General features: G+C 47.3%; 27 protein-coding genes. 5 read left to right on the top strand and 22 right to left on the bottom strand.

Features of this window, described 5'->3' with window-relative positions; genetic code table 11:
• Positions 1-11: 11 nt before the first annotated feature.
• From ureA to B2337_RS13780, 10 genes are all read right to left on the bottom strand, one after another.
• The gene (gene ureA / locus B2337_RS13825) at positions 12-314 is read right to left on the bottom strand and encodes an urease subunit gamma (protein WP_292360835.1); all 303 of its coding nucleotides are present in this window, start codon (positions 312-314) and stop codon (positions 12-14) included.
• Between the two features lie 24 nt (positions 315-338).
• The gene (locus B2337_RS13820; RefSeq protein WP_292413875.1) at positions 339-1,229 is read right to left on the bottom strand and encodes an urease accessory protein UreD; all 891 of its coding nucleotides are present in this window, start codon (positions 1,227-1,229) and stop codon (positions 339-341) included.
• A gap of 121 nt (positions 1,230-1,350) precedes the next feature.
• Entirely contained in the window at positions 1,351-2,040 is a 690-nt protein-coding gene (gene urtE / locus B2337_RS13815) for an urea ABC transporter ATP-binding subunit UrtE (RefSeq protein ID WP_292413874.1), read from the bottom strand.
• Positions 2,041-2,061: 21 nt separating this feature from the next.
• Positions 2,062-2,808, bottom strand: coding sequence for an urea ABC transporter ATP-binding protein UrtD (gene urtD / locus B2337_RS13810; protein WP_292360842.1), 747 nt, complete (start codon positions 2,806-2,808; stop codon positions 2,062-2,064).
• On the bottom strand, positions 2,808-3,974 hold the full coding sequence (gene urtC / locus B2337_RS13805; RefSeq protein WP_292360843.1) for an urea ABC transporter permease subunit UrtC: 1,167 nt from the start codon (positions 3,972-3,974) through the stop codon (positions 2,808-2,810). The genes urtD and urtC overlap by 1 nt, the downstream gene beginning before the upstream one ends.
• A gap of 16 nt (positions 3,975-3,990) precedes the next feature.
• Positions 3,991-4,914 (bottom strand): urea ABC transporter permease subunit UrtB, encoded by a 924-nt coding sequence (gene urtB, locus B2337_RS13800; protein ID WP_292413873.1) that lies wholly within the window; start codon positions 4,912-4,914, stop codon positions 3,991-3,993.
• A gap of 114 nt (positions 4,915-5,028) precedes the next feature.
• Positions 5,029-6,279: an urea ABC transporter substrate-binding protein gene (gene urtA / locus B2337_RS13795; RefSeq protein WP_292360846.1), complete on the bottom strand. Its 1,251-nt coding sequence runs from the start codon at positions 6,277-6,279 to the stop codon at positions 5,029-5,031.
• 64 nt (positions 6,280-6,343) lie between these two features.
• Positions 6,344-6,700: an FmdB family zinc ribbon protein gene (locus B2337_RS13790; protein ID WP_292413872.1), complete on the bottom strand. Its 357-nt coding sequence runs from the start codon at positions 6,698-6,700 to the stop codon at positions 6,344-6,346.
• Positions 6,701-6,716: 16 nt separating this feature from the next.
• On the bottom strand, positions 6,717-7,940 hold the full coding sequence (gene fmdA / locus B2337_RS13785) for a formamidase (RefSeq protein ID WP_292413871.1): 1,224 nt from the start codon (positions 7,938-7,940) through the stop codon (positions 6,717-6,719).
• 46 nt (positions 7,941-7,986) lie between these two features.
• A complete protein-coding gene (locus B2337_RS13780) occupies positions 7,987-9,105 on the bottom strand; it encodes a porin (RefSeq protein ID WP_292360851.1) in 1,119 nt (372 codons plus the stop codon).
• Positions 9,106-9,301: 196 nt separating this feature from the next.
• On the opposite strand from B2337_RS13780, the gene B2337_RS13775 reads away from it, so the two are divergent.
• The 4 genes from B2337_RS13775 to B2337_RS13760 all read left to right on the top strand — a co-directional run bounded on the left by B2337_RS13775 (position 9,302) and on the right by B2337_RS13760 (position 13,326).
• Positions 9,302-9,799: a hypothetical protein gene (locus B2337_RS13775; RefSeq protein WP_292413870.1), complete on the top strand. Its 498-nt coding sequence runs from the start codon at positions 9,302-9,304 to the stop codon at positions 9,797-9,799.
• A gap of 115 nt (positions 9,800-9,914) precedes the next feature.
• Positions 9,915-11,375 carry a circularly permuted type 2 ATP-grasp protein gene (locus tag B2337_RS13770; RefSeq protein ID WP_292413869.1) on the top strand — a complete coding sequence of 487 codons (1,461 nt, stop codon included), beginning with the start codon at positions 9,915-9,917 and terminating at the stop codon, positions 11,373-11,375.
• Positions 11,375-12,316, top strand: coding sequence for an alpha-E domain-containing protein (locus tag B2337_RS13765; RefSeq protein ID WP_292413868.1), 942 nt, complete (start codon positions 11,375-11,377; stop codon positions 12,314-12,316). Before B2337_RS13770 ends, B2337_RS13765 begins: the two co-directional genes overlap by 1 nt.
• The gene (locus tag B2337_RS13760) at positions 12,313-13,326 is read left to right on the top strand and encodes a zinc-binding metallopeptidase family protein (protein WP_292413867.1); all 1,014 of its coding nucleotides are present in this window, start codon (positions 12,313-12,315) and stop codon (positions 13,324-13,326) included. Before B2337_RS13765 ends, B2337_RS13760 begins: the two co-directional genes overlap by 4 nt.
• A 62-nt stretch (positions 13,327-13,388) precedes the next feature.
• Here the strand turns inward: B2337_RS13760 and B2337_RS13755 are convergent, their stop codons facing one another.
• Positions 13,389-14,114: a proteasome-type protease gene (locus tag B2337_RS13755; RefSeq protein ID WP_292360860.1), complete on the bottom strand. Its 726-nt coding sequence runs from the start codon at positions 14,112-14,114 to the stop codon at positions 13,389-13,391.
• A 331-nt stretch (positions 14,115-14,445) separates the two neighbouring features.
• Here B2337_RS13755 and B2337_RS13750 point away from each other — a divergent pair, with 331 nt between their 5' ends.
• Positions 14,446-15,513: a GGDEF domain-containing protein gene (locus B2337_RS13750; RefSeq protein ID WP_292413865.1), complete on the top strand. Its 1,068-nt coding sequence runs from the start codon at positions 14,446-14,448 to the stop codon at positions 15,511-15,513.
• An 11-nt stretch (positions 15,514-15,524) separates the two neighbouring features.
• On the opposite strand, the gene B2337_RS13745 is transcribed toward B2337_RS13750, so the two are convergent.
• The 11 genes from B2337_RS13745 to B2337_RS13695 all read right to left on the bottom strand — a co-directional run bounded on the left by B2337_RS13745 (position 15,525) and on the right by B2337_RS13695 (position 26,127).
• On the bottom strand, positions 15,525-17,222 hold the full coding sequence (locus B2337_RS13745) for a TadG family pilus assembly protein (protein ID WP_292413864.1): 1,698 nt from the start codon (positions 17,220-17,222) through the stop codon (positions 15,525-15,527).
• 34 nt (positions 17,223-17,256) lie between these two features.
• Positions 17,257-17,535, bottom strand: coding sequence for a DUF3613 domain-containing protein (locus B2337_RS13740; RefSeq protein ID WP_292413863.1), 279 nt, complete (start codon positions 17,533-17,535; stop codon positions 17,257-17,259).
• A gap of 23 nt (positions 17,536-17,558) precedes the next feature.
• The gene (locus B2337_RS13735; protein WP_292413862.1) at positions 17,559-18,248 is read right to left on the bottom strand and encodes a tetratricopeptide repeat protein; all 690 of its coding nucleotides are present in this window, start codon (positions 18,246-18,248) and stop codon (positions 17,559-17,561) included.
• Positions 18,245-19,156, bottom strand: coding sequence for a type II secretion system F family protein (locus B2337_RS13730; RefSeq protein WP_292413861.1), 912 nt, complete (start codon positions 19,154-19,156; stop codon positions 18,245-18,247). Before B2337_RS13730 ends, B2337_RS13735 begins: the two co-directional genes overlap by 4 nt.
• Before the next feature lie 26 nt (positions 19,157-19,182).
• Complete coding sequence (locus B2337_RS13725) at positions 19,183-20,085, bottom strand: type II secretion system F family protein (RefSeq protein WP_292360870.1); 903 nt, start codon at positions 20,083-20,085, stop codon at positions 19,183-19,185.
• A complete protein-coding gene (locus B2337_RS13720) occupies positions 20,085-21,380 on the bottom strand; it encodes a CpaF family protein (protein ID WP_292360872.1) in 1,296 nt (431 codons plus the stop codon). Before B2337_RS13720 ends, B2337_RS13725 begins: the two co-directional genes overlap by 1 nt.
• Before the next feature lie 4 nt (positions 21,381-21,384).
• Positions 21,385-22,602: a hypothetical protein gene (locus tag B2337_RS13715; protein WP_292413860.1), complete on the bottom strand. Its 1,218-nt coding sequence runs from the start codon at positions 22,600-22,602 to the stop codon at positions 21,385-21,387.
• Between the two features lies 1 nt (position 22,603).
• Positions 22,604-23,986 carry a type II and III secretion system protein family protein gene (locus B2337_RS13710; protein ID WP_292360876.1) on the bottom strand — a complete coding sequence of 461 codons (1,383 nt, stop codon included), beginning with the start codon at positions 23,984-23,986 and terminating at the stop codon, positions 22,604-22,606.
• Position 23,987: 1 nt separating this feature from the next.
• Positions 23,988-24,968 carry a Flp pilus assembly protein CpaB gene (cpaB, locus tag B2337_RS13705; RefSeq protein WP_292360878.1) on the bottom strand — a complete coding sequence of 327 codons (981 nt, stop codon included), beginning with the start codon at positions 24,966-24,968 and terminating at the stop codon, positions 23,988-23,990.
• Positions 24,969-25,045: 77 nt separating this feature from the next.
• Positions 25,046-25,579, bottom strand: coding sequence for a TadE/TadG family type IV pilus assembly protein (locus B2337_RS13700; RefSeq protein ID WP_292360880.1), 534 nt, complete (start codon positions 25,577-25,579; stop codon positions 25,046-25,048).
• On the bottom strand, positions 25,576-26,127 hold the full coding sequence (locus B2337_RS13695) for an A24 family peptidase (RefSeq protein ID WP_292413859.1): 552 nt from the start codon (positions 26,125-26,127) through the stop codon (positions 25,576-25,578). Before B2337_RS13695 ends, B2337_RS13700 begins: the two co-directional genes overlap by 4 nt.
• Positions 26,128-26,146 lie beyond the last annotated feature (19 nt).

Below are 26,146 nucleotides of genomic sequence, written 5' to 3'. Positions count from 1 at the left end.
TGTCAGTGTCCTCAGATAATCGGGTTATGCACGGTCACCAGTTTGGTGCCATCAGGGAATGTCGCTTCGACTTGTATTTCCGGCAGCATTTCCGCAATGCCCTCCATCACGTCATCCCGTGTCAGCAATGTCGCGCCAAAATCCATCAGTTCAGCAACCGTTCGGCCATCTCGTGCCCCCTCCATAATCGCAGCAGAAATATAGGCAACCGCTTCGGGATAATTCAGTTTTACACCACGGTTTTTTCGTCTTTCAGCTAACAGTGCCGCGGTAAAAATCAGTAATTTATCTTTTTCTCTAGGGGTCAGTTCCATTGCTTTATTACCTTATTCATCTCTCTAGGTCGACCAGATACGGGGACGAACAGCATCACGTTTGCCATACCAGGGACGCAAGCAGTGCCATAATTTTTCAAAATAAACTTTAGCTTCCTGGGCGCACGGCCCGATATAACGTGCGGTAAAAATGTCTGGCAACGCCGACACACCATATTTTGCCGACGAATCAAGGGTAATCTGCTGACATTGCTGCAGGATCTCAGCAGGCGTGTTACTCGCAGCCACCACAAAACTGCCAAATACCACCTGAGATCGTAATCCGGCAATCGATGTTAATAAGTCGCTATCGGGTTTCAGTAATGCGGTTTCATTCCAGATCAGTTTGTTATCACGTTTAATGGTTAATTGTTGGCGGAAACGTCCACTATTCCAGCGTTCGCCACTGGCTTGTCTACCCAGACAAACCACTTCCCATCCGGCAAACACAGCATTATCACTCAGTTGAATCCGGGTTGTTAACGCCACATCGGCGCCGTCGAACACGATATTTTCCTGCGGCAACCATTCCAGCTGACTATCTTCGCTCAACGTCATGTCAATATGTTGACTGGCTCGGCGACCGGCTGATTTATACCATTTTGTTGCACCCGGAGTGGTTAAAAGAGCAGATGATTCGGATTGCATTTCGACTGTTAACTGCAGATTATCGCCACCCGCCACACCGCCGGGAGGATGAATAATGACACCATGTGCCGGATTGTTACCTTCGGGATAGAGAATTTTTTGAATCACCAACGGCCCATGATGCTGACGACGGGCCAGGATGGTTTTAGCAGAGCGGCTATCAAATATCAGTTTCAGGCTGGCATCCCAGCCAGTCATCAACTGATTAATTGCAGGTTTTTCAATTTGTCGGGTTAACGGTAAAGCTGCTTCTGAGCGCACATTCATGCCAACACTCTCCTTCATGTTGGACATTGATAAGCATATTTGTCTGCCTGGATCTGTTGATCTTTCATAGTCGCCTTTGTTGTAAAACCTGAAATATCAACAGACCCTAATAACATTTGTCTTAAACCGTCAAATATTTCTTTATCGTGTCAGAATCAACGTCGGCACGCATATCTTCATGAATGAATTTACCTTTTTCAATCACGATAATACGGTCAGCGATTTCCATGGTGAAACTCAATACCTGCTCGGAGACAATAATGGTAATTTCACGCATTTTACGAATTTCATTTAACACCTTGGCAATATCTTTGATGATTGAAGGTTGAATGCCTTCCGTCGGTTCATCCAATAGCAACACTTTAGGATTGGTCACCAAGGCCCTGGCAATCGCCAATTGCTGTTGCTGACCACCTGACAGGTTACCGCCCTTACGATGACGCATATCGTGCAGGACCGGAAATAACGCAAAGATCTCATCAGGAATATGTTTCATTTTCGATACCTGTAAACCGGTTTCGATATTTTCCTGAACGGTCAGTGTCGGAAATATCATGCGTCCCTGTGGAACATAAGCGATGCCGTTTGCTACCCGGCTGTGACTCTCCATACTACCGACCTCTACTCCTCCAATACTGACCTTGTCAGACTGGCTGGGCAGAATCCCCATCAGCGATTTAAACAGTGTCGTCTTACCCATGCCATTACGCCCCATAATGGCCAGCGTTTCATTTTGTTCGGCTTTAAAGCTGATGTCATGAATAACCTGGCTTTGACCGTAACTCACCTGCAAATTTTCTACTTCAAACATGGTTAATCTCCCAGCTTATAATCAATGCCCAAGATAGACTTCAATGACCTTTTCATCCGCCTGAACCTTGTCCATCGGACCTTCAGCCAGGATTTTCCCCTGATGCAAAACCGTGACCTTACGGGCGATTTTCTTGACGAACTCCATATCATGCTCAATCACAATCACCGCCCGATTTTCACAGATTCGATTCAGCAATTCTGCCGTTTCGTCCCGCTCCTTGGCACTCATGCCGGCGACCGGCTCATCCAGCATCAATAATTCCGGGTCTTGCATCAGGAGCATGCCAATTTCCAGCCACTGTTTCTGACCATGACTGAGAATGGCCGCTTCGGTATCCAGAAATTTATCCAGCTGAATTTCTTTGGCTACTTCGTTCACACGATTAATGACTTGCTCGGTGGTTTTGAAAAACAGACTGCCGAATACGCCACGGCCTTCGGGATAGGACACTTCCAAATTCTGATACACCGTCAGGTTTTCATAGATTGAAGGCGTCTGGAACTTACGCCCGATACCGGCACGAACAATTTGATGTTCGGCCTGTTTGGTCATTTCGGCATTTTTGAACTGAATTGAGCCGGAACTGGCTTTGGTTTTACCGCAAATCAAATCCAGCAGGGTGGTCTTACCGGCCCCGTTGGGACCGATAATCACCCGCAGTTCATTTTTATCGATATACATGGTCAGTGCATCCACGGCCTTGAAGCCATCAAACGATACCGTCAAATCTTCAATTGCCAGCAAAAAATCAGTTGTGGTAGTCATTATTTGGCTCCCTCAGTCGTCGGTTCGGATTCAATTTTGGCCGGTTCGGTTTTGCTCTCCGCTTTTTTCGAGCCAGCTAATAAAGGCCGAAGGAAAGGGACTTTGGGCGCGTATTTATTCCAGATGCCGGCCAGTCCATTCGGGAAGAACATGACCACGGCAATAAACAATCCGCCCATCAGGAATAACCACAATTCAGGGAACGTTTCAGAAAAAGCCGTTTTGCCATAATTGACCAGCAGGGTGCCGTAGACCACACCAATCAATGACATGCGCCCACCGACAGCAGCAAAGATAACCATTTCAATAGACGGCACAATGCCGACAAACGACGGTGACATAAAGCCCACCTGCAAAGTAAACATGGCTCCGCCGATAGCCGCAATCACTGCCGAGATACAGAAGATAAAAATTTTGAAATTGGACACGTCATACCCTGAGAAACGCACCCGATCTTCCTTATCTTTCATTGCCAGCAGCAATTGGCCGAACTTGCTGGTCAGGATGAATTTACCCAGCATAATGACACCCAGCAGCAAAATCGCATTGAGGAAATACAACAGATATTTTGCTTCATCCGTGCGGATATCCCAGCCGTTGAGCGTTCTTAGATCCGTAATACCATTGATACCACCTGTATACCCCTGCTGACCAACGATTAATACCGTCAGAATCACGGCAATAACCTGAGTGATAATCGCAAAGTACACCCCGCCTACCCGACGTTTGAACATGGAGTATCCGATGATAAACGCGAATACCGCCGGCACCACCAGAATGGCGATCAAGGTAAAGGTAAAGCTTTCAAAGGGTACCCAGAACCATGGCAGTTCATATAGCTGGTTCCAGTCCATAAAGTCGGGAATCCCCGGCGTCGTCTGGATGCTGGTGCTTTCCGGATCAGAGGCCTCCAGCTTGAGAAACATGGCCATCGCATACCCACCCAGACCAAAGAAAATCCCCTGCCCCAAACTTAAAATACCGCCATATCCCCAAAGTAAAACCAGACTGACCGCAGCAAACGCATAGGTCAGATATTTACCTACCAGATTCAGCCGGAACAGATCCAGTGCCAGAGGCAATATCACCAGAATCAGTAAGGCCAGTATTCCAATGGCCAGAGCTCCGCTTTTTCCACCCAAAAATCGTTCATATACAAAATTCATGATTATCTCCTGCTCGTTACTTACGAACTTTGATTGAGAACAAACCTTCAGGACGCATCATCAGGATGATGACCAGGGCCAGTAAGGTGAATACTTTCGCCATGGAACCACTGATAAAGAACTCCAGAATAGATTGCGCCTGTGCGATGGTAAATGCGGATGCAATGGTGCCAAACAGACTGGCTGCACCACCAAAAACCACAACCATGAACGTATCAACAATGTAGAGAGAGCCGGATGTCGGCCCGGTGGAAGCAATTGTGGTAAACGCCGCACCGGCAATACCGGCAATACCGCAACCCAGTGCAAACGTCAGCCGGTCAACCTGTTTGGTATTGATCCCGACGGCACCACTCATGACACGATTCTGTGTGGTGGCCCGCACATTCAAACCCCAAGTTGAGCGGAACATCAAGATATACACACCGATGGTGACAACAGCCGTTAATGCCAAAACAAACATACCGTTGATTGGAATAAAGATGGTGTCAGTTGGCATCCATGAACCCATCAACCAATCGGGCAAAGTCGGGCTGACTTCACGCGCACCAAAAATCGAGCGAAATGACTGTTGCATGATCAAGCTTAATCCCCAAGTGGCCAGTAACGTATCCAGAGGACGTTTATAAAGATGCCTTATCAGTACAAATTCTGTGAGGTAGCCAAATAATCCCGCTACCAGAAAAGAAGCCACGATGGCCAGTAAAAAGTAATAATTCATGAACTCAGGAAAATACGTTTGAGTCATTACAGAAAGCAGGTAAGTTGTATAGGCTCCCATCGCCATAAATTCGCCATGGGCCATATTAATAACACCCATTTGTCCAAAAATAATTGCCAATCCCAGTGCCATCAGCAGTAGCACACTGAACAGACTGATCCCGGCAAAGCCCTGCATGGCTAGAATTGAAGTCAATTCCTGAACTGAATACTCACCCATAACGGATACTCCGAAACATTTTCCATTGAATCAAAGGTTGTTGAACCTTTCGCCTTTCTTTCAACTGGCAGGCTGGTCAGGGACCAGCCTGCTGTTGTGAACGTTTATGTCGATCTATTGGTAACCTTCTGGGAATGGATTTGGCTCAATCAGCTCAGACTCATAAACCACTGTTGCCTGACCGTCTTTATTCCATTTTCCGATACGGGTTTTACTCCACAAGTGATGATTTGGATGCAGTTTCACGTACCCTTCAGGTGCTGTATCCAACTCGATTTCACCGGTTCTGGACGCTTCTACGATTTTGTCCACATCAAAGCTTCCTGCTTTTTCAACGGCTGCCTTCCATAACCATGGACCAAGGTAAGCCGCCTGCGTCACGTCACCGATGACACTGTCTTCACCGTGCATTTCCTTGAATGCTTTAACAAACTCAGCATTGTTAGGGTTATCCAGACTTTGGAAGTACTTCATCACTGAGTAAAAACCTTCCAGGTTTTCACCACCGATACCCAGCACTTCATCTTCTGTCACCGACAGCGTCAGCAGCGTCTGCTTATCAGACGTAATGCCGGCAGCATTCAATTGTTTGAACCAGGCCACGTTACTGCCACCCACTACGGCAGCGAAGATAACGTCAGGCTTTCTCAGACGGATTTTGTTGATAACCGAACCAAACTGGGTATCACCAAGAGGCTTGTATTCTTCACCGACCACTTTACCGCCCAGTACTTTTTCAATATGAATACGGGCAATTTTCATTGAAGTACGTGGCCAGATGTAATCCGAGCCAATCAGATAGAATGTTTTGGCACCTTTCTCTTCAGCAACCCAGTCCAGACCGGCAAGGATCTGTTGAGTGGCTTCCTGACCGGTGTAGATCACGTTTTTGGATTGTTCCAGACCTTCATAGAAAGTCGGGTAATACAACAAACCGTTCTCTTTTTCGAAAACCGGTAAAGCGGCTTTACGTGACGCCGATGTCCAGCAACCGAAAACCGCTGCAACCTTGTCGTTTACCAGTAACTTTCTGGATTTTTCGGCAAAGGTTGGCCAATCACTGGCACCATCTTCCTGAATGATCTTGATTTGACGGCCGAGGATACCGCCGCTCTCGTTGATCTGTTTGATAGCCAGCTTTTCCGCTTCCTGAGCACCGGTTTCACTGATCGCCATAGTGCCGGTCAGTGAATGTAAAATACCCACCGTCACGGTGTCATCGGTTACTGAAAGCCCCGTGGTGTTGACTTCAGCAGTCGGATAATCCGCCGCTATCGCCGTACTGGTAATAAACCCAGCCGCCACCATTGCACTAATCAGTGCACCGGTTTTGCCTAAAAATTTTCGTCGACTAAAGTAGCTCATCGTATATCTCCTGTTAACAAATTAGAGTGAACAGCATTGTTCCGAACGGTTTTGTTTTGGGGGCTCAGTGTCCGAGCATCCAGGGTCTTGCGGTTTTCTTGGTCTGCATCTGCAAGCCGTTGGGATTGCTTTTGGCCTGAGCTGCAGCTTTGGTTTTTTGTGCAGTATCGGTTTTACAAGTGTGTGTACCTGAGCAGCCACAGCTGGAACGTCGCAACTGTTTCGGCTCATGTGCCGACTTTTCATTACGCTCTTTAGCCACTCGCGTGTTTCGGTCCATCAACGCAAGATAGGGAGCAGAAATAATCCGCACCGCCATCTCGCCACATTCAACACATTCCATTGAATCACCGGCTTCACTCATTTTGCGCAGTGCACTGAAATCGCCACACTGCTCACATCGGTAGTCATATATCGGCATAACGTGATGTCCCGTTTTATGATGTCGAACTTAAGTCAAAGCCCTGGGTGACAAATTGCGTTGGGCCATCTGCCGTCGGGTTGATATTGAAATCGAAGATTTCTGTCGGAATCCACAACGTGGCACAGGCATTCGGAATATCCACTACGCCGCTAATATGACCCTGAACCGGGGCGGTACCTAGAATCGATAAAGCCTGCTCACCTGTGTAGCCGAATTTCTTCAGATATTCGATGGCATTGAGACAGGCCTGACGATAGGCAACATGCACATCCAGATAATGTTGTTTGCCCTGCTCATCCACCGAAATCCCTTCAAACATCAGGAAGTCACTGTAAGTCGGTGTTAACGGGCTGTTTTTGAACAGGGGATTTTTAATACCGTATTTCTTCACACCGTCTTTAATCAGGCTGACTTTGATATCCAGATAACCGGCCATTTCGATAGCACCACAGAAAGTGATTTCGCCATCACCCTGAGAAAAGTGAAGGTCACCCATTGATAGGCCACCATCTTTCACATAGACCGGGAAGTAGATTTTCGAACCTTTGGTCAGATCCTTGATATCGCAGTTACCACCATGTTCACGAGGCGGTACGGTACGGGCACCTTCTTTTGCGGCTTTAGACGCTTCGTCTCCTTTCAAACGACCCATGACTGCTGCCTGCTCGTTAGGTGGCAGTGCTAAAGGTGGAACGCGATCCGGTTCCGTTGCGATCAGTTCAGCTTCACGTTTGTTCCATTCCGCCAGCATCTCTTTCGATGGTAAACAACCAATCAAACCGGGATGCATGATGCCGGCGAACTTTACGTTCGGCACATGACGTGAGGTGGTGTAAATGCCGTGGAAATCCCAAATGGATTTACGCGCTTCAGGGAAGTGATCGGTTAAAAAACCACCGCCATTCTCTTTAGAAAATAAGGCGTTGAAACCCCATTGCGAATCTTCAAAGGTGCCGACATCCAGGATATCGACCACTAACAGGTCACCCGGCTCGGCACCTTCCACGCCAATCGGGCCACTGAGGTAGTGGACCTGTAACAAGTCCACATCACGAATGTCATTGGCGCTGTCGTTATTTCCGATCTGGCCACCGGTCCAGTCCATACATTCCACACGGAATTCATCGCCCGGTTTGACCATGGCAATCATCGGAATATCAGGATGCCAGCGATTATGGATTTGACCGTCCTGTTCCCAGGGCTTTTTATCTAAATCAAGTTTTACTAATGTTTTCATCGGTATCTCCTACGTTGAAGAAACGTTTTGATAGGTAATATTTGGATTAAAATTGCAACTGCGTTGAGATGACGAATTGACCTTGATCATCGCTGCCCTCGACTTCCAGATCGCGGTAAACCGCTGTTATGGAGGCGTTATAACCATCAATGAAATAGTTCAAGCCGAAGTCTGTGCGCTTGGTTTCACCGGCATCAGAATCAAAGTTCTGGTAACGAACGAATGGCATAAATTGACCCCAGCCGACTTTTTCCTTGAAGATAAAACCAGTACTGACGTAATAGGCTTCACCCTGTTCTGAAAGGAAAACATCATCCGTGTCATAATCGAAGTAGGCGGCCTCCAGCGATACAGCGCCTGCAGCCAGTTTCTTCTCTACGAGTAAATCAACTGTCCACTGAGAGTAGTCACCGACTTCTGTGGTAGAAGCAGAACCATCACCTTTATGGCGGCCTGCCAAACCAATGGTGAATATATCTTTGGTGCCCAGGTAGTTACCTGTGCCGTAATAACCCGGTTCTTTATCCCAGAAGCTGTATTGCAAACGACCGGCATACATTAATTCGTCGTCCTGATCGGGATTATCAGTTACGTCACCCACCCCACTGAATTCAAAAATCTTGTCGGCTTCAAAAACACCAAAGGAATAGGCCAGACGTTGATCAAATGCAGTCGCAACTAATGCCACACCGTCATCACGGCCGATGGTGCCGCCATTCCAGCCATAGCGAGCTGTAATGTTTGCCCAATAACCATCACCTGATGTGTAGTAAGGTCCAGCCATATTGGCGCGGCTACTGGGCGACAGGAAACGACCGGCCCAAATCGCCATATCGGGAGTAAATTGAAAAATACCGGCAGCATCGATAATCTGGAAAGAATCGTTACCACCTGATTTTTCCGAGTTGAACATACCTTTGATGTATTTGTTTAATGAGCCTGAGACGTATAGACGAGCGCTGTCCAGTTCAAAATCATTGGAGCGACTGCCATCATTTGCTGCATCTTCAATACTGCTATAGCTTCCCCGCAGACCAAATCCGACACTGATGTACTGATCTTCACCAAAGGTAATCGTGCCAGCAGCATGTGTGGTGGCTATCGGAGCCAATGTAGTGGTTGTGGCCAAGGCGACCAGGTATGCGACTTTGTTCATTTTTTTCATTTTTCTTCTCCCGAAAATCTCACCAGAATAAAAAGCGTCGTTGAATTCGCCTCGGTGCTCATCAACCTTTAAGTTCGGGAGCCATACTAGTCAGCCGGGTCGGGTGCTTAAATACGTCAAATTGCGTACAGGGGTTGCGAAGGGTTTCAGTTACTCTGATCACAGGTCTTCAAACAACTGATCGTCAGGAGGAAAAATGAAACACCCATCTATTCCAACCATTGGAGCGCTATGGTTAATCAGCAGCGTGTCATTACTGTCAGGGTGCGGAGGTGAATTCAGCTATAAGCGCGGGGCGACTGCGCAAGATTTTCAGAGTGAAAAACAACGTTGCGAAAAGGGGACAAGCTCAGAAAAAGAGATTGATCAATGTTTGCAACAACAAGGCTGGTTAGTGGTTGGCCCTGATAAGCCATTTATCCCTCTCAGTCGTGGCGAAAGTAAAACCATCGCTGTAGCAGATGATGCGATGGCTGAAGTTGACGACCAACCTGTTGATCCCATGGAAAAATTACAGGTTAATTCGTGGTGGCGCATGGGGGCTGGTCCGGAAAAACTAATGGCAGATAGTGAAGCTTGTGTGGCTGAATTAGGTGAAGCACATTCACCCGAAGCCAATATGAGTCTGGTGACCCGAGGCTTATTAGGCTGTATGCAGAAAAAAGGCTGGGCTGCTTTATTGCAACAACAATGAGCGGTTAATAACTACTAAAAGCTGTTGTGTGAGCTGCAATATTGAGTCTGTTGGGATTTAGGGCATAAGTATTGCAGTCCCACTTTCACGACTATCCGACGAAAGGGAAATGAGCATGATGCAGCTGTGGCGTGATTATGATCCCGGGGAGTTCTACGATGAGCTGATGTACGATCAACATCAGCCAAGACACTTCAGTTACAAGCTGCTGGATTATCTGAAATCCATGCGTAAAGAGGCATTCGAGCAGCGTATTGTCGACTCTGAACTCGAAATTCTGGAGCGTGGAATCACCTTCACGGTGTACAGCGATGCCGGCAATATTGATCGTGCCTGGCCTTTCGATATTATTCCCCGCATCATTCCCAAGCGGGAATGGGACTGCACCGAAAAGGGGCTGGTGCAACGGATCCGTGCTTTAAATATGTTCATTAATGACATCTACAATGATGGCAACTTCATTCGTGAGGGTCTGATTCCTGAAGAGGTGGTACTGCAATCCAAAGGTTACCGTCCGCAATGTAAGGGCATGCAACCGGCTCATGGTGTCTGGGCACATGTCTGTGGTTCGGATTTAGTGCGGGATGACAGCGGCACAATGTATGTGCTGGAAGATAACTTACGGGTACCTTCCGGTGTGGCCTATATGCTGGAAAACCGCAAAACCACCAAGCGTGTGTTACCCGAGTTATTCAAATTACTGCATATCAGTCCGGTCAATGATTATCCCTCTCATCTTTCTGCCATGCTGGCTTCACTGGCACCGGACATTGCCAAACCCAATATGGTGTTGCTGACTCCCGGCATCTACAACTCCGCTTATTTTGAACATGCCGCGCTAGCCCAACAGGCAGGATTGACCTTACTTGAAGGCGCTGATTTGACCGTCGCAAATGATGGTTATGTGTATATGAAAACTATTCATGGTCTGGAGAAAGTCGATGTCATTTATCGACGTATTGATGATGATTTTATTGATCCGCTGGTATTTCGCGAAGATTCCACCCTGGGTATACCCGGAATCATGCAAGCCTGGCGTGATGGTAAAGTCGCCATTGCCAATGCGCCGGGTTGTGGTGTGGCTGACGATAAAGTGATCTATGCCTACGTGCCTGCGATGATCCGCTATTACCTGAATGAAGAACCGTTATTACCCAATGTACCGACCTGGATGTGTCGAGATCCCGACCAATTGCAGCACGTTCTCGACCATTTACCGGAACTTGTCGTCAAACCTGCAAATGAGTCCGGTGGTTATGGCATGCTGGTGGGGCCGCATTCCAGTGAAGAGAAAATAGAAGAATTCCGTCATTTACTGATTGCAGATCCCAACAACTACATTGCCCAACCGACGCTTAAACTCTCGGTCTCACCCACCAGTTGCGGCGATCATATCGCACCGCGTCATGTAGATCTTCGGCCGTTTATATTGTCCGGTAAACATCATTACGTGACACCCGGCGGTTTAACCCGGGTTGCTCTTGTCAAAGGCTCATTGGTGGTCAACTCTTCTCAGGGTGGTGGCAGTAAGGATACCTGGATAGTGGATGATTCCTATTTTGGAGGGCTGAGCTGATGCTGTCGCGTGTTGCAGAACGGGTTTATTGGCTGGCTCGTTATCTTGAGCGGGTCGAAAACACCGCCCGACTCATCAATGTGCATACCGGCTTGTTGATGGATTTACCCCGGGATGTCGAAATTGACTGGTTTACGCTGGTCACCATTTTTGATGCTGATATGTTCTATCACGCTAACTTTGATCAGATTAATGAAAACAATGTGATGCAATTTTTGCTGGCAGAACCCAATAATCCAATCTCTTTGCTCAATTCATTATCAGCTGTTAGAGAAAATGCCCGGACCTCTCTGGATATCCTGCCGGAAGAAACCTGGGAACAGGTGAACGAACTGTATTTACTGGTTAAAAATGAAATGGCCGCCATCAGTAACCGGCGGCGACGGCAGCAATTGCTGTTAACGGTGATGGAGCGCTGTCAGACAGTCTGGGGCATATTGGTCAATCATATGAGCCGTAATCATGCCTATCATTTTATGCAAACCGCCAAACATCTGGAACGTGCGGATATGACCAGCCGCATACTGGAAATGACCTCACTGTTGATGGCTGAGAATCGCAGTGAATCATTGCGGGCAGCCGAAGGTATTCTGTGGACACATTTATTACGCGCATTAAGTGCCCAGCAGATGTACACTCAGACACATAGCTCATCCATGAATGCTGAGGGCGTGTTAACCTTCTTAATCCGTGACGAAGCTTTTCCACGTTCGTTATTCTTCTCGCTCAAAGCAATTGGACGCTATGTCTGGCCTTTACCGCAGTCCACTACCACATTGGAACACCATCAAAAACTTATGTCCGATATGTTTACTGAAAAACTGAATGAACTGCCTGCCGAGCTGATCCATACCCGTATGGATGATTTACAGGCCAAACTTGCCGAGCTGAGCAGCCAAATCAGTCAACAATGGTTTCATCCGGATAGATCGGTTGCATGAAACGGTTTTATTGCCATTGCGGGCAAGAAATCTTTTTTGATAATACCTACTGCAATAGCTGTAACAGTATTTTAGGTTTTGATCCAGAGCAGCAAGAGCTAATCAGTATCGAACCTTACAAAGGCCAGTTCCGGTCGGTGCTGAATCCGGAAAAACGTTATAAACGCTGTGAACATCATCAGCATCAGATGCAGTGCAACTGGTTGTTATCTACCGATGATAACTTTACCCAATGTTTGTCCTGTCGGCTGACACGCGTGATCCCCAATCAAATTTATCCTTACAATGTAAAACGCTGGTCGGTTTTGGAAGCCGCTAAACGCAGAATGCTTTATGGTTTGTTAAGACTTGGCTTACCCATTGATCAATGGCCGGTTAACGATTATCGGCAACTGCAGTTTCATTTTCTCGAAGATCAGATTAGCAATCCGATTGATGGTCATGAACAAGTGTTTAGTGGCCATGCGGCTGGGGTGATTACCCTAAATGCCTCTGAAGCTGACACTAGTTATCGCGAAGCCACGCGTGAAGCCATGAATGAGCCTTATCGCACGCTACTAGGCCATTTTCGTCATGAAATCGGCCATTTTTACTGGGATAAGCTGATTAAGGATCAGCCTATTTATAACGATTTCAAAGCGCTGTTTGGTGATGATAGCGTGGATTATGCGCAGGCATTGTCAGCCTATTACGAGGCAGGTCCTCCCGACGATTTTCAGCAGGAATATATTTCAGCCTATGCCAGTGCACATGCACTGGAGGATTGGGCAGAGACCTGGGCGCATTATCTGTTAATGCATGAAACATTGGAAACAGCAGTGGAATTTGAAGTCATTCGACCACCTGAGTCTGATCGTGAATTCCATGTGTGGCTTTCAGAGTGGATGCAGTTAGTGCTGGTGTTAAACGCGTTGAACAGAAGTATCGGAAATGCCGATGCCTATCCATTTGTTGTGTCGACAAAGGTGCAGAAAAAATTACAGTTTATTCACGACTTGGTGCATCGCTAACAGAGACAACTGTTTTACCGACGTTAGTGGTTTGGTACAGAGGAATACAGCGTGATGACACCTTACTGCTCGCTGAAACGGGGCATCTCAGTAAAAGCTTGACGAAGCTTATCCCCCCAGGCTTTTCTTAATTCGATCAGATAAGGGTGTTCCACCCCAAAGCGATAGTGATTTTTCAGGTTGTAACTGTCTTTTTTATACATCAGCACTTCAATTGGCGGCCCTACACTGACATTACTCTGCATGGTCGAGTCCATTGAAATCAGTGAACAGGTAGCGGCATCCAGCAAAGACGTATCTGGCCGGATAAAACGATCCAGTACCGGTTTGCCATATTTGCTTTCTCCAATCTGCAGGTAAGGCGTTTCCCTGGAACTGGTGATGTGATTTCCCTGTGGGTAAATCATAAAGGCCTGTGGCGGCCCCCCCTGAATCTGCCCGGCAAGTAATAACGTCGCTTCCGGAGCAAAACCGGATGCTTCATTTTCAGAGTAACGGCGGATCCGGCTACTGAGTATTTCACCAATATAATCAGCTGTATCTGATAAGTAACTTAACGTATTTAAATTGCGTGCCTGACTTTCCCGAATATCACGATGGATCTGTTCAATCACAAATTGGGTGGTCGCCAGATTGCCTGCGCTCATCAATACTAGGCAGCGATCTGCATGGGTCTCAAAACGGGTCATTTTGCTGTAAGTACTCACTTGATCGATGCCGGCATTGGTGCGGGAATCGGATGTCAGCACTAATCCGGCATCTAAGGTAATGGCAACACAGTAGGTCATACACGCCTCTAAATAATCGTTACAAAGATAGTCGACATTGAACCGCAGAGCAATGCCCAACCGGGTTTATTTAATGCCACTGCACATTGTCAAAATGATCTGCTCAATAATATTGCCATGGCTTACGAGTACTGAGAGAATGAAATGGCTAATGCAGCCAGCAGCACTCTCACTTTCAGCCTACCGGATTGTGATTAAGTAAAATCTAACTCTGTAGAAAGATGGTTCATTGATATCACCCCGTCAGAGTTACCCAACCCAGGAATAATGCTTGATAGATCCTCATCAATTATCCACACATTTATTTCGTGAATTGCATAGACACCCACGAATGTCTTTTTTGCAACATTGCGGTTTTATTGCGTTGTTTGCACTTTATCTGGCGCCACAATTGCCTTTACTAATCTTTTTGATTTGGGTGCTGATCGCTATAACGGGTGGTTTATGGCAATGGCGGATAAGTAATAACTTTGGCAAGGATATCTCCAACACTCTCAAATCCCACAATCTGGCCTCATTTAAAGTTGCCTCCTTTGCTGCAGGGCTTGGATTGGGTCTGACCGCTTTTCTGCTGCCCGAGCTTTCTTTTTCCACCAGATTGTTTGTCATTCTGATGTTAAGTGCCATTGCGGCCAGTGAGCTGCTTAAACTCAGTGCCTATCCTATTGTCTATGGCAGTTATCTGGCTGGCCTGTTTTTACCTTTACTCCTGATGTTGATCACAGTGAATGATTCACCAGGTTGGGAGTTGATTCCACCGGTATTGATTATTATCGGCATACTTTATTACTCCGCAATACAGCGCCGCCGCGATTTAATGGATGATTTGATTGCCCGTTTCGGACTGGAACATGATGCTGGTGAAGACAAACTCACTAATCTCGCCAACCGTCGACGTTTTGATATTACGTTGGAACAGGTATGGGTGCAGGCTCGCCGTTCAGGCCTCCCCCTGTCACTGCTTATGATCGATATCGATTATTTTAAAAAGTTTAATGACCGCTATGGGCACCAGGCCGGAGATAAATGCCTGACAGCCGTTGCCAGGGTTTTAGCGAACTCGGCAAAACGTGCCACCGATTTGGTCGCCCGTTACGGAGGCGAAGAATTTGTTATTTTGCTCAATCAAACCACACGAAATGATGCCTATCAGTTGGCTGAAGAAATCCGTCAACGGGTCGAGGATTTACGTATTGAAAACCTGGATGCAGACCTGGGAATCGTCAGCCTGAGCCTGGGTGGGGTTACCGTTTATGCCAGCGATGATCAGGAGGCAAGCAACCCGCTGAAACTGGCTGATATTGCTCTGTATCGTTCAAAAGAACAGGGCCGCAATCAGGTTACCTGGTATCAGGCTGAGGTTTTTTCCAAAGCAAATTCTGACGAAACGTCAATCTGACCAGCACCATTTCAGACTTTCAAATCCGGCCGTTCCACCTCAACGGTGAACAGGTTGACATGCATAGCGCCAATTTCCAGGCCTAATACCGATAACAATGGATCAACCGTTTCCTGACCAATTTCACTGAGCAGTGGGGTTAACACCTGATTCAGCAAAGCCTGTTCGATCAATTGATCCAGTAATGGCAAAGAAATCGCCCCCAATAATGTCACATCTGTTTCGATACCTTGGGAAATATTCGAAATCGCCAATCCCGGGGCTGTTGAAGCATGTTGTGTTTGCGGCAAATCATCCGGATCGGACAGATTGACTTCATAGATTAAGTCGGTCGAGGTCGGATTTTGCAGCGCTATATCCAGACCAACGCCAACATTGGCAACCGGCACACGACCAAGTAACAATAAGGTGGCTGATATATCAATATTAGCTGTTTCAGCATCCGGATCACTGGCTTGCGTTAAATTGAGCATTGCCGTGCCGGGTTGAACACCAATGGTTGCTATCGCCCGATTATTATTAAGTTGTCCACATTGCAACGTTTGCAACCAGGCACTGCCCTGCGCCATATCGACTTGTAATGCCAAATCAATTTCTGCTTTTGTCCCGACTAATCCTGCCACATTCAAATCTACCGTGCTTTGAACAAGCGTTGTTAAATCAAACTGAGCGGTTTCCATATAGGTTCGCCATTGCCCCTCAGCATTCCTTCCCGGTGGGCCAATCACCATTTTGGGCGGCTCCGTTATATTAAGTTGGCTAGTCACATTGAGTAAATTTCCAGGCAGACTCACGCTGAGCGGCAGGTTGATGGCTTGAGAACCATTGGCGACAAATGCCGTTGTCATTAATAGATCGAATAGATTCACACTGGCTTCAGCAGCTGCCTCCGGAGCATCGCTGGTGACCGCAACAATATCGGAAAACCGGGCTGTAAGCTCGCTCACATTTGCCATGACCAGACTTTGCATCGCCGCTGATAAGCCCACATCGGCCGCATCAGAAGCATTAACGGCATCAGCATACAGGTTCAACCAGTCATTCAGACTCAGGTTGCTGCTCAACAACTCTTCGGTGCTGGCGATTGTGGTTGAGACGCCAGCCAATTCAGCCAGCGTAATATTGGCTGCAGCGATACCCTGATATGACAATACGTTTAAATTAACAGGCGACCCTAAAATACCACTGAGTAACGAATTTAAAACAGCTTGCTCAGAAAGCCCAATTAAAGAACTGCCCGCCACAAAACCGGCAACTCCCTGCCTTTCAGCAACAGCGCTGGCGGACAAGTTCACGCTGCGTCCCAGAATACCGCCGGCAAAAAAACTGGCAGGAACAGATTTTGCCGCTATGACCTGAACCGCCGTTGCGGAGTCTGCAGTGGTTGTCGTGAACTGCCTCAATCCTGCGGTAACGGTATCGACACGGCCTAACGAAACATCCAGCGTTTTATCGACCGTAATAACATGATTATTTCGTGCCGCGCTGGCTTGTGCCAACGCCTGTACCTGAGCCAGATCGCCTTCTCCACAATGTCCTGCCAAAGCAGAAGCATCCAGAGCGGCCATATCCGCTACCGTCTGCATTCGCCGTTGCTCCATCAGCAAGCGACCGGTATCCACTGCCAAGGCAGCAAATAAAGTCGCGAGCAATAAGGTCATAATGCCCAACAGGCCTATTGCTCCTCGCTGCTTAATATTAAGTTTCATAGTCACAGACAATGATTATCAGCCCACCACACACTTAACGCGAATTGCTAAACGGATTCGATTCAATTTCACTGAAATATTCCGGAATCGGATGACTGAAGCTATTCAGATAACGTTCATAGATTTTTGCTGCCACAGGCCCCGGAAGCGTCTGATTATGTGATGAAGCGGCCTGACCGTTTTGCTGCAAGTTCAGCCATTTCCGGGTTTGTTCGCCTTGTTTGGCTGGCGGTTTGGCAGGTTCTGCCATCACCCCGCACGTAAACAGAGTAAAACAGAGTAAACCGATGGGTATCAATGGTATTTTTTGCATCTGAGCTTCCTTTTTTTATACAGCTATCTGCTGCGTGTCTGGGCACGAATGGACATCGCCTGCTCATTCAAGTCAGCCACTGTTTGCGGATCCATATTGATACGTCTGGCAAACGCTTCCGCTTTTGACTGCTCCCCCGTTGCCAGCAGTAAAATCATCATATTGGTTTCCGCCAGACGCGCATCCTGATCCAGTTCCAATGCGGTGATAAACTCACGCTGGGCTTTTTCAAAATGCCCCTGCAGTAATAATGCATAGCCTAAATCGTTTCTGATTCTGGCATTGACCGGCAACTGCTCTGCTGCCACCGTTAAATGTTCAACGGCTTTATTTAACAGGTTCTTACGCCCGGCAATAAGACCCAGTCCATGATGTGCCTCTCCCACCATGCAGGTTTGCAATAACGACAGATAATATTCGGCGGCCTCCTGATTGCGATCTGACTGACGAAGAATCTCCGCGCGTAAATAGGTAGCATAAGGCGAAGTTGACTGAAGGTTATCCAGATGTGCCAGTGCCGCATGCAAACGGCCAGAATTCATAAGCTGCTCGATCAAATCCAGATTCATCGAGGTATCTGCATCCACTGCTTTTCCACAACTGGCGTGTGCGGCTGACATCGTCTGCGATTGCGTTTGAGTACCTCCGCCCAACTGACTGCAGCCAGTCAGGCTCACTATCAGGCCGAGGCATACTGTTGATGTTAATTTCATAATGCTCCTGATAAGCCTTTGGCGAGCGCCATAAATCCAGGTCCGGCCAGAAAAATCAGCAGGGCGGGAAATAAAAACACCATCATCACGACAGACATTTTTCCGGAAAGTACATTGACGTATTCCCGTAATGCCGAGAGTTGGCGTTCTTCAATAAGCTGGGCAAATTTCACCAGCGTTTCACGAATATTGCCACCATGCCGGCTGACCTGCTTCAATATCGCCACCAAATCATCAAGTTCATTCACTCCCAGCGGTGCAGCCATTTCTGCCAGAGCTTCTGCAGGCTCGAGTCCGGCATCAATCTGACGTAAGACTTTGTTTAACTCTTTGGCCAGTTCGGGTGTAAGTAGCCGGCCTTCCTGCTGTAATACTCTGATGGCATGCTCCGTCGACAGGCCGGCATCAAATAGCATCCGTAACAGATGAATGGCCGTGGGCATTTCCCGGGATAACCTGTTACGACGATCTTTTGCGCTTCGGCGCAGAATATATTTGGGTAACAAATAGCCTATCGTAGCGGCAATAAAGACCTTGGCCCATGCCTGACCATCCAGCCCGCCGGATTGAAGGTAAAGAATAATCACACTGGCAAATGCCAGTGCAACAGGCAATAGCCAGGTAGCTAAATAAAAAAATGACCGCCCACTTGGTGTATACCAGCCAGCCTGTCTGAGTAACTGAGCCGTTTCAAAGTGTTCCAGTTTCGGCAACCAGTGGGCCAGTTTACTGTGGCCCATTCGCCGGACGACACCTCTCATCCAGTGATGATCAATGTCACCATCAGCAGAATTTTTTTCCAGCAGTTCAAAAAAACGTCGTTGTGACGCCTGATCAGCTCTACTGGCCTGATGCTGGGCCCAAAAGACCAGGACCACTGCCATTATTATCAGAAAAATTATTGTCATGATAATCCAGCCGGGCATCATTACCTCTATATGCTCTTAATCATTCGCCATAAGGCAAATGCGCCAATCAGCTGGAAAAACACCGCGGTGAACAGCATAAATCTTCCTGAGCTGTCTTCCCACATAGTCGTCATATACCCTGGATTCATCATCATGATATAGCCGGCTATTACCAGTGGTAACAGACCCAGAACCCAGGCTGTCACACGTGTTTCACCAGTCATGGTTTTTAACTCTCGTCTGGCCGCTTCCCGCTGATGAATCATCTTAACGATATTTTTTATCAACTCACGAACACTGCTGCCATAGCTGCGGTTAACACGGATTGCCAGTGACACCAGATACAATTCATGTAATCGATATAGGTCCGCTGTTTCCTGAATTGCCAGCCCCAGATCCTTGCCTAACTGATTTTCTCTCAGAACACGCTCAAATACGGCTTTTAAAGGTTGAGGGGATTCCAGAGTGGCCAGTTCCAGAGCGCCCTCCATACTACGTCCGGTGCCCAATGCTCTTAACACCTGATCCAGAAACAGGGGCAGTTGAAACAAAATATCTTTAATGCGTGTTGATGCTCGTCGCTGCAACCAGAGATAAAGAAATACAACGACCAACAGCGGAATAAATATTGCTGTGAGCAGCCCTTTGCTCATCGCAACCAGAGCCGTCAGCAAAAGAATACCCATAACAATAAGCACAATATGACGCTCTTTGGGTTCAACACCGGCTCGCCATAACAATGTTTTAACCCGAGTGGATTTTTTTTTGGGCTGGCGGCTGAATCGCCCGTCAATGGTGATTCCGACCACTTGCGTAAAATTACGATTGGTCTTTTCCGTCAGTTCTTTTGAATGACTTTGAACTAAGGCGAAAACGGCGAGAAAAATCATCAGGCCGGTAAACGCATATATCACTAATACCAAAGTCATTAGAAATCGGGTGACACTGAAGTGAGACGATGGTTTTTACTGTGTTGGTTACCACTGGTGAATTTCTCATTCACTGGCCGCACATTGTTGATTTCATGCCGGTTTAACGGGTGGTTATAGCTGAACAGTTCATTCAGCAAATACTGCCCGTCACGATGCCCGGTAATCTCAGCAATCGAGGTAATGCGCCGGGTTCCATCGGCAAATCTGGAAATATGCACCATTAAATCAACCGCACTGGATATCATTTCCCGGATTACATCATGTGCGCCTTTGAAGTTAGCCAATGAGGCCAGCATTTCCAGCCGAACCAATGCATCCCGCGGATTATTGGCATGTACCGTGCTCATTGAACCATCGTGACCGGTATTCATGGCTTGCAGAACATCCAGCACTTCTTCACCACGCACCTCTCCCAAAATGATGCGATCCGGTCGCATACGTAATGCATTACGAACCAGATCACGTGCCCTGACTTCGCCATCCCCTTCAATGGTAGGTGGCCGGGTTTCCAATCGAACGACATGGTTATGTCCCAATTGCAACTCAGCCGCATCCTCAATGGTGACAATACGCTGAGCTGGATCAATAAAGCGACTCAAGGTATTTAACAGTGTGGTTTTACCGGTACCGGTTCCACCACTAACCATAATATTGCAACGGCTTTTGACTGCCAGTATCAATAAATCCAGCATTTCCTGATTCAGCGTGCCGTAGACCAGCATATCGGTTTCACGCAACATTTCCCGACGAAATTTGCGGATGGAAACACATGGACCATCCAATGCCAATGGCGGAATAATCGCATTAATCCGGCTGCCATCCGGAAGGCGGGCATCGACCATTGGACTTGATTCATCCAGGCGCCGTCCCATTGGGGCAATGATGCGGCGGATAACTCGCAGAACATGTTCATCATCAATAAACCGTAATGAGGACTTTTGTACTTTTCCCTGTTTTTCAAAAAAGATATGGTAAGCACCATTGACCATGATATCGCTGATGCTGTCATCTTCCAGCAAACTGTGTAATGGGCCAAACCCCACCAGTTCATTGACCATTTCCTCAGTCAGATCATCCAGGTCCTGGCTACTGACGGCCATCTGGCTTTTATTTGCATACTGTGTGACATGCCCATAAACATAGTCGTTTAATTGTTCTTCCGACCACTCCACAATCGGAATTTTATCCTCTTCTACCTGGGCGATAAGGTAGCGATGCAATGCATATTTGATATCCTGATACGTCTGGGTATTTTTAAGACTGAAATCGTACTGGGGATATTGAAAAGCCATAGCGTTATCCTAATTTTGTCTTCATCCAGGCATTAAACTGTGGCCACAACCCGGACTGATTGCTTTCCTTACTTTCCTGTTCAGCCATCGTCAGCTTCTTGGCCATTTTTCTGACTGCCTGGGTGTATGGATCTCTTGGTGCACATTCAAATAAACTTTCTCCGGAATTCATCATTTTCAAGCGAGCCATCCCGGAAGATGGCAGTGTTGTCAGTAAATTAATGTTCAACCCCCTGGCCAGATTTTCTGCATCGGGTGGTAAATTCGGTAAATATCGATCGACGACCAGCTTCACCGAATCCATATCTATCTGGCCCTGGGAAATTTTACGAATCAGCTGCATGTTCTGTTTACAGCTGGGCACACTCTGCTCCAGCAAGGCCAGAGTGGTGTTCGAGTTACTCACCAGCAGATGTAAGAAATCTGAATAGGGCACGCCCCCCAGATTGATAATGATATGGGTAAAATACTGCTGTAATACACCAAGTAAGACATACACATCAGCGGAAGTGACATCTCCAATACCCGTGTGGTCTTCGGGTAAAGCCAACAGCTTCAAACCGCTCTCATGCTTGGCAAACGCACTGTCAATAAGGGTTGAGTCCAGGCGCCGTAAACTGCGTATTGCATCGAGAAAGCTGTAGGGGGCATTAATGCCAAGATAGGTCAGCGTATCGGATGCCGGTGTCCCCATATCCAGTAATAAAACCTTCTCGTTTTGTCCTTCAGTCTGAATGGCTAAAGCCAGGTGCAATGCCAGCATGGGGGTATCCGAGCCAGGACGGGCACTGACTAATGACGTCACTTTGCCTCGCCTGTCAGTTGCATGCTGGGCAATCGGCGCACGATGTTGCAGGCGATTCAACAGACGCATAACTTCATTATGCCGGGTGCCGGTAGTGATGAATTCCCGTGCACCTGCTCGCATCGCACTCAACACCAATTCATTATCCAGATGATCCGCCACCGCAATGACCAGCAACATGGTTTTAAATGTCACCAGATCTTCGATAAAGGCAATATTCTGACGAAGATTGGTTTCGGATAAACCGACAAAAACGACTTGCGATCCCGTCAGATCCAGTAATTGCCGGACACGGTCGATAGAGGAAACATCGGTTTTGATAACCTCCCCTTCGTCAATCAGCACTTCCTGTAACCAGTTCAACTGACTGTCATTATCCGGAACGACGATAAAAGAATTTTTCTGTAATTTAGCCATATTATTTCGAAAAACCTGAAGAAACGGGTGGTCGATTCACAAAATCTCCCTTTTCAAAAAACAGAAAATCGGCAAAATCTGGATTGTAATTACGGTATTTCTCACCAGGCAACTCTGGCAATGCAGCATTACGTGCCAATGGTTTTACCAGATGCGGTGTGACGATCATCAGCAACTCTCTGTCACTTCGATCCAATTGATTGGATCGAAAGAACGCACCGATAATAGGGATATCGCCAAGCCATGGCATTTTATCGACATTGGCAAGGGTGTTCTGACTGATAAGGCCACTGATCACAAAACTCTCTCCATCACCCAGCGCCACCGTCGTATCCGTCCTTCTCACCCGCAATGCCGGTACTGTCACCCCACCTGTCTGGATACCGGCATTAAAGTCCAGCTCACTGACTTCCGGAGAAACCTTTAAGGCAATTCTTTGCTGATCCAGAACAGTAGGGGTCAGTGATAACCTCACCCCAAACTCTTTATATTCAATGGTCACACTGTTATCCAGCCCTGAACCCCGAACCGGGACTGGAAACTCTCCACCTGCAAGAAAGTTGGCGCTTTGACCACTCATGGCGACTAATGAGGGTTCGGCCAATGTGTAAGCAAATCCATTACCCTCTAAAACAGAAATCGCCGCAAGCAAACCATTAGAAGCACGACCGTAGATCAGATTAAAGGTATCGTTACTCAAGGCGAAATTATCACCCAGTAATGACAGACCACCCGCGGTGTTACGGGATAAAGTGGAGGGGCTGCCCGGCGCGGAAATGGATCGTGGAGTTCGGTTGCCTTTACCAAAAAAGAAGCCGGCAGACTGTAATCGATTTTTACTTAACTCAACGATTTTGATATCGATCTGCACCTGCGATCCTTGATCAAAAACCGTGCTATCAATGCCCGTTTCAGTGTCGAACCCCAGAACCGATCGTGCTACCGCATGATTATCAAGCGAATTTATCTCACCCTGTAACTGCAGCTGTTCACCAACTTCATCCAGCTGCAAATCTGGTTCCTCCAGCTTATCCAGACCATGCTGCTTCAACTGTTTTGCAGGCGTCACGGTTAGTTGAATCATCTGTTTTGGTGAATTGTTTTTTGACCAGATGGTTAAACTGGTCACGCCAGGCTGTTGAGGTGTTATCAGTATTTCATATTCCGTAATCACCGAGACATCCGCTATGGTGGGATCGCCTACAGCAACCCGCCCGACGGGCTGAGTCGACTGAAAACTCTGCTGCAACCCCTGTTCCAGTGTGAGCTTACTATCTGCAATAGCTGTATTCATCAGCATGAATAGCAAAACGCCGAAGGATATCGGACATTGTTGTCTGGCAGATGTCCACAAGGTTCTGATACCAGGCTGGCTTTTACTCATATCATTTCTCCTGCCCGACATTTACCACTGTTTCCTGAAGTCCCCGGTGCACAGTCACTTGCGCTGCTGCCTTTGGCGTTGACGATTTCACGGGGGGTGGTGTAACTATTTCAGGTGGAGTAACCGTTTTAATTGCCGGACCTTTCAGGGACTCCAGAGAAATAAAATAATTGGTTTTTGCAGATAATTGGGAAGGTCTGTTTTCAGTATTTGCTTCGTCAGCCACTAATGCCAGCCGAATTCTGCCGGTGGATTCGGCTAATAACAATGTTGATGCGAAAGCCTGATCAACGGCTAACACTGCCGTTTTACTTTGTTTCCCACTGGATTTTCCATCATTTTCTGTTTTACGGCTTTCCGATAGCTGATCGCTTAGTGCGCCGTCTTCCGAAACAGAAAGATAGGCCCGGGACTTTTGCCGGATTTGCTGTTGATCCAACTCATCCAACTGGTTGCCATAGGCAATTACTCGCAGAGCAGGCAACAATAGTTGAGCAGAGCTTTTTTTATCCGTTTCCTGTCCGGCAGGCAGAAACAGTAAAACATCCACCTTGTCACCCGGTTCGATGTAGCCACCAACGCCCGTGACCTCATCTACTTTCACCGCCACCGCCCTCTCACCCGGATGAAGATTAGCCGTGACGGCACTTAATGACTGGAAATGTTCCGGCAACAGCATTTCGCCAGCAGCAATTGTCATCCGGCTGCTTAGACCGATAAGTGGTGGTGGCTCGCTAAAACTGTCTTTTACTTGCTTGTCTACCATTGTCACCTTGATATCCTCCGCAACGATTTTATGATCGGGAGCAATATCTCTTGCCGCGATAACAATGGGGTAGCTTATCGGAGCTGCTTCAGAGGACTCGGCCATACGGCTTTCCGGGGGCTGGGTATCCTGACTTGCTTGATATCCTATATACCCTAAAACCGTTGCACCGATAGCCAATAAAATTGCCAAAATACGTAAGGCAGAACTACTCATCTCTGACTCCAGTTATTTATTTAATCCGTATCACCGTCCATAACGGATTGCTTTATTTTTTTCTTTCTTTTTTATTCTCACAAACTGACTGAAGCGCTTCCCTGCAAGTTGGCTGGCAATCTGGGTACATCTCCCATCCCTGGGAGTTTTAAGGTTGGAATTAACGGCGCATCACGATAGCCTGCATACACTACCGTCACAGCCAACACACCGGTTGCTTCATTAAATTCAACAACAACATTATTGTTCTGATTGCCCAGAACCGTGGTTTTGGCTGTGGGTGGTAACCAATCCAACGTATCGGCAATCACCTCTCGTACCCTTGGTTTTACTCCCTGCTCAATATATTGCGTTATGTCATCAAACTCATCTGCATTGGGATCAACAGCCAGGGCAGAACGAGCGCCAGAAGCAGCGGCATGGTTAAACGCCTGCACCATTAACAGGGGTAAGGAATAGCTGACAATGGCATAAAACAGGGAGAAAAAAAGGACAAACATTAATGCAGCTTCGATGGCTGCTGCACCACGTTGCTTATAAAAAGAATTTTTGGGTGCCAATAGACTTGTAAAGCCATCTGGATAGAGAGGTGATATAACAGAACGAGTCATGAAAAGCCCCCTAAACTTTTAAGAGGGATAAAGTCAACATAAGCTGGAATACAAAGCGTGATTAAAACGCTGACGGCAAGAATGGCACCGAAAGGGAGAACCTTTCCAGTTGGCCGAGCCAATACCGGTAACTGAATTTTTGTGGATGCAAGTTGCAGATTGAGATAAGGCAAAACCCGCTGTGCCGACAGCCATGCAACAACAATCATGCCTGACAGCAAACCGGCAATAGCATAGCTTACTAAAAGAAAATTCAACCCGGTCAACAGACCTATTGACGCCAGGAATTTTACATCGCCTGCCCCAAGCCAACGGAAGGCATAGGCCGGTAATGTCAGGAAAAGGGCAGCACTCCAGGCCAAAAGGCATGAAATGGCTGTGGCTCCCAGCAAACCATGCCCGGCTATCAACAAAATAGCCAAAGCAGGAATATGCACGCCAAGAGTCAGAAAATTGGGCAGTCGACGTTGTGTTAAATCATAAAACGCACACGCCAGACACCAAATTGTTAACAAACCGGCTGTAAAAAGAGGCTGGGAAAACAGCACTTTGATTCCGTGAAAAACT

Source organism: Methylophaga sp. UBA3192 (genome assembly GCA_002363955.1).
GTDB lineage: Bacteria > Pseudomonadota > Gammaproteobacteria > Nitrosococcales > Methylophagaceae > Methylophaga.
Note: the sequence above shows the minus strand (reverse complement) of the source record. Positions and strands in the feature narration are given on the sequence as shown.

Excerpts from the sequence above, each read along its gene's own strand:
- ureA (WP_292360835.1), bottom strand. The coding sequence starts at position 314 with ATGGAACTGACCCCTAGAGAAAAAGATAAATTACTGATTTTTACCGCG.
- B2337_RS13820 (WP_292413875.1), bottom strand. The coding sequence starts at position 1,229 with ATGAATGTGCGCTCAGAAGCAGCTTTACCGTTAACCCGACAAATTGAA.
- urtE (WP_292413874.1), bottom strand. The coding sequence starts at position 2,040 with ATGTTTGAAGTAGAAAATTTGCAGGTGAGTTACGGTCAAAGCCAGGTT.
- urtD (WP_292360842.1), bottom strand. The coding sequence starts at position 2,808 with ATGACTACCACAACTGATTTTTTGCTGGCAATTGAAGATTTGACGGTA.
- urtC (WP_292360843.1), bottom strand. The coding sequence starts at position 3,974 with ATGAATTTTGTATATGAACGATTTTTGGGTGGAAAAAGCGGAGCTCTG.
- urtB (WP_292413873.1), bottom strand. The coding sequence starts at position 4,914 with ATGGGTGAGTATTCAGTTCAGGAATTGACTTCAATTCTAGCCATGCAG.
- urtA (WP_292360846.1), bottom strand. The coding sequence starts at position 6,279 with ATGAGCTACTTTAGTCGACGAAAATTTTTAGGCAAAACCGGTGCACTG.
- B2337_RS13790 (WP_292413872.1), bottom strand. The coding sequence starts at position 6,700 with ATGCCGATATATGACTACCGATGTGAGCAGTGTGGCGATTTCAGTGCA.
- fmdA (WP_292413871.1), bottom strand. The coding sequence starts at position 7,940 with ATGAAAACATTAGTAAAACTTGATTTAGATAAAAAGCCCTGGGAACAG.
- B2337_RS13780 (WP_292360851.1), bottom strand. The coding sequence starts at position 9,105 with ATGAAAAAAATGAACAAAGTCGCATACCTGGTCGCCTTGGCCACAACC.
- B2337_RS13775 (WP_292413870.1), top strand. The coding sequence starts at position 9,302 with ATGAAACACCCATCTATTCCAACCATTGGAGCGCTATGGTTAATCAGC.
- B2337_RS13770 (WP_292413869.1), top strand. The coding sequence starts at position 9,915 with ATGATGCAGCTGTGGCGTGATTATGATCCCGGGGAGTTCTACGATGAG.
- B2337_RS13765 (WP_292413868.1), top strand. The coding sequence starts at position 11,375 with ATGCTGTCGCGTGTTGCAGAACGGGTTTATTGGCTGGCTCGTTATCTT.
- B2337_RS13760 (WP_292413867.1), top strand. The coding sequence starts at position 12,313 with ATGAAACGGTTTTATTGCCATTGCGGGCAAGAAATCTTTTTTGATAAT.
- B2337_RS13755 (WP_292360860.1), bottom strand. The coding sequence starts at position 14,114 with ATGACCTACTGTGTTGCCATTACCTTAGATGCCGGATTAGTGCTGACA.
- B2337_RS13750 (WP_292413865.1), top strand. The coding sequence starts at position 14,446 with ATGTCTTTTTTGCAACATTGCGGTTTTATTGCGTTGTTTGCACTTTAT.
- B2337_RS13745 (WP_292413864.1), bottom strand. The coding sequence starts at position 17,222 with ATGAAACTTAATATTAAGCAGCGAGGAGCAATAGGCCTGTTGGGCATT.
- B2337_RS13740 (WP_292413863.1), bottom strand. The coding sequence starts at position 17,535 with ATGCAAAAAATACCATTGATACCCATCGGTTTACTCTGTTTTACTCTG.
- B2337_RS13735 (WP_292413862.1), bottom strand. The coding sequence starts at position 18,248 with ATGAAATTAACATCAACAGTATGCCTCGGCCTGATAGTGAGCCTGACT.
- B2337_RS13730 (WP_292413861.1), bottom strand. The coding sequence starts at position 19,156 with ATGACAATAATTTTTCTGATAATAATGGCAGTGGTCCTGGTCTTTTGG.
- B2337_RS13725 (WP_292360870.1), bottom strand. The coding sequence starts at position 20,085 with ATGACTTTGGTATTAGTGATATATGCGTTTACCGGCCTGATGATTTTT.
- B2337_RS13720 (WP_292360872.1), bottom strand. The coding sequence starts at position 21,380 with ATGGCTTTTCAATATCCCCAGTACGATTTCAGTCTTAAAAATACCCAG.
- B2337_RS13715 (WP_292413860.1), bottom strand. The coding sequence starts at position 22,602 with ATGGCTAAATTACAGAAAAATTCTTTTATCGTCGTTCCGGATAATGAC.
- B2337_RS13710 (WP_292360876.1), bottom strand. The coding sequence starts at position 23,986 with ATGAGTAAAAGCCAGCCTGGTATCAGAACCTTGTGGACATCTGCCAGA.
- cpaB (WP_292360878.1), bottom strand. The coding sequence starts at position 24,968 with ATGAGTAGTTCTGCCTTACGTATTTTGGCAATTTTATTGGCTATCGGT.
- B2337_RS13700 (WP_292360880.1), bottom strand. The coding sequence starts at position 25,579 with ATGACTCGTTCTGTTATATCACCTCTCTATCCAGATGGCTTTACAAGT.